Annotated in this window: 2 protein-coding genes; one reads left to right on the top strand and one right to left on the bottom strand. The window is 71.7% G+C overall.

Features of this window, described 5'->3' with window-relative positions; all coding sequences use genetic code 11:
• Positions 1–34: 34 nt before the first annotated feature.
• Positions 35–2,167: a SpoIIE family protein phosphatase gene (locus tag ACFWM7_RS34780; RefSeq protein WP_383268642.1), complete on the bottom strand. Its 2,133-nt coding sequence runs from the start codon at positions 2,165–2,167 to the stop codon at positions 35–37.
• Between the two features lie 183 nt (positions 2,168–2,350).
• On the opposite strand from ACFWM7_RS34780, the gene ACFWM7_RS34775 reads away from it, so the two are divergent.
• Positions 2,351–2,869 (top strand): enoyl-CoA hydratase/isomerase family protein (locus ACFWM7_RS34775; protein WP_383268640.1); only part of this gene is annotated, 519 nt, incomplete at its 3' end.

The following is a 2,869-nucleotide window of genomic DNA, read 5'->3' as shown; positions in this document are numbered from 1 at the left end:
TCACCGTGGTGATGCGGCACCCCCTCTTCGTCCGTCACCGCTCCGCGACCGACGGCGGTGGCACGGTGGCCGGCGGGGGAGTGGGGCCGATCTCGCACCAGACGGCCTTGCCCTCGCCGCGGGGCTCGATCCCCCAGCGCGTGGCGACCGCGTCGAGCAGGAGCAGACCCCGGCCGGAGGTGGACGTCTCACCCGGCGTACGCCGACGGGGCCAGGCGCTGGACCGGTCCTGGACCGACAGCCGGATCCGCCGTACCGGTTCGGGCAGCACCTCCAACGTCAGCACGGCCCCGCCCTCGGTGTGCAGGAGCACGTTCACCAACAGCTCGCCCGTGACGAGTTCCGCGTCGTCGGCGAACTCTGCCATGTCCCAGTCGGCGAGGGCCTGGCGCACGATCGCCCGCGCGTCCGAGAGCCCTTCCGGGTCCGCCTGGTGGATGTACTGGTGGAGCCGCGGCGCGTGCGACGACCCCACGTCAGGGCTGCGGCGCAGGACCAGAAGCGCCACATCGTCCCCCGATCCCCATCGTTCCCACAGTCGTTCCGACAGGTGATCGGCCAACGCCTCGGCTCCCGCGGGCCCGGCGCTGACCTCGTTGCGCAGCGCCTCGATCCCGGCGTCGAGGTCGGCTCCGGGCTCCTCCACCAACCCGTCCGTGTACAGCACGAACGTCTCACCGGGCACCAGGTCGAGGCGGGTCTCCGGATACTCCTCGTCCAGAAGGTCCGTCGAAGTGCCCAGCGGCAGCCCGCCGCGCACCTGCGGGCTGCCGACCCGCCCGTCGACGTGGCGGATCAACGGGCCGAGGTGCCCGGCCCGGACCACCTGCACCGCTCCTGACGCCAGGTCGACCTGGGCGTACGTGCACGTGGCGAAGCGCTCGGTGTCCAGTTCGGCCAGGAAGCGGGAAGCTCGTGCCAGCACGGTCGCCGGCGGGTGCCCTTCGGATGCGTACGCGCGCAGGGCGATGCGCAACTGGCCCATGATCGCGGCCGCGTGGGTGTCGTGCCCCTGGACGTCCCCCACGACCAGCCCGTAACGGTTCTTGGGCAGGGTGATCACGTCGTACCAGTCGCCCCCGACCTGCCGGCCGCTCCACGCGGCGTGGTAGCGAACCGCGATCTCGCCGCCCTCGATGTCCTGTATTCGGGGCGGGAGCATCGCGGACTGGAGCTGGGTGGCGAACTCCCGCTCCTCGTCGAACAGCATCGCCCGCTGCAGGGACTGGGCCACGATGGCGGCGAGTCCCAGGCACAGAATGCGCTCGTCGGCGTTGAAGACCGTGCGCTCGCGGTAGAAGAGGGCCAGCCCGCCGAGCGACCGGGCCTGGGCCACCAGCGGGAGATACGCCGCCGCCCGGAACCTGAGTCTGCCGAGATGCGGCTCCAGTTCCGGGTAGCGCCGGGCCAGCGCGGCGAGCGAGGTGATGAAGCGGGGGCGTCCGCTGCGGATGGTGTCCGCGAGGGGGAGGTTGCGGTCGAGGTCGCCGGAGCCGAGCCCGTCGAGCACTTCGAGCGACTCGCCGCTCAGCGCGACGATGTTCAGCGCGGAGTTCTCCACGAGCCCCAGGGCGAGACCGTCCGCACCGAGCCGCGCCAGCCCGCCGGGTCCGGTGAGGGCGGCGGTCACATCGTCCACGGTCACCGCGCGGGACATGGCACTCGTTGTGCGTTCAACGATATTGGTCTGGCGCTGCCGCCGCTTTTCCAGATCGAGAACGAAGGCCGAATGGGTGACCTCTGCCGTCGCGTCCCGGACGACGCCCACGATCCGGTGGGCCCTTCCGTCCTTCGAACGGAGGATGCGGGCCTGGACGTGGGTCCACTGCGTGGTCCCGTCGTCCAGCGGTACGCGGAAGTGGACGCTGTACGAATTGCTGCCGCCGGTGATGGCCTCGTCGATCGTGACGTCGAGCCGGGCCCGTTCCGCCGGCTCCAGATGCTCCAGCAGGGCGCCCGGCCGTGCGTCGTACGTCGCCGGATCCACGCCGAACACCATGAGCCCGGCCTCGTCGATGTCCAGGGTCCGGGCGTCCAGATCCCAGTCGAAGCTGCCGGTCCGATTCATGGCGAGGCGTTCCGTCGGCCGGATCTCACCGTTGGTCTTCCGGTCGATCCGACGGAGCGGAGAGGCTTCGGCGTCCTGCCGCCGTTCGTCGTCGGTCATTCCTGCTCCGGAGGTCGTCCGGCGGGGCAGCGCGTCGGCGCGCCCCGCAGGCCTCAATTGTCGAGCCGCATCCTGCGGAGTGCCACAGCGGCCGGTCCGGGGGCCGCGGAACGGCAGCCGAGGGCCGTCCGCGACCATGGAGGCGTCCTACGTGTCCATGAGCCCAGCGAGCGGAGCGCACGCATGAACGACGACCGGCCCGTCCTGCTGGAGACGAGGGGCACATGCATGCACCTCACACTGAACCGTCCCAGGGCCCTCAACGCCCTCAGCCACACCATGGTGCGGCTCCTCGACGAGGCCCTGGCCCGCGCCGAGCAGGACGAGGCGATCGACTCGGTGCTGCTGTCCGGGGCGGGCGACCGGGGCCTGTGCGCCGGCGGGGACATCCGCGCCCTGCACGACGACGCCCGGGCCTCGGGACGCGAGTCCCTGGAATTCTGGCGGGACGAGTACCGCCTCAACGCCCGCATCGCCCGATTCCCCAAGCCGTACGTCGCCCTGATGGACGGCATCGTGATGGGCGGCGGGGTCGGGGTGTCGGCCCACGCCGGAATCCGGGTCGTCACCGAACGCTCACGCGTCGCCATGCCCGAGACCGCGATCGGCTTCGTGCCCGATGTCGGAGGCACCCGCCTGCTGGCCGCCGCCCCCGGCGAACTGGGCACTCACCTGGCGCTCACCGGCCGCCCCGTCGGGGCG

The organism is Streptomyces sp. NPDC058375 (assembly GCF_042723425.1).
Classification (GTDB): domain Bacteria; phylum Actinomycetota; class Actinomycetes; order Streptomycetales; family Streptomycetaceae; genus Streptomyces; species Streptomyces durocortorensis.
The sequence above is the reverse complement of the archived record's forward strand: the minus strand, read 5'-3'. Positions and strand labels throughout refer to the sequence as shown.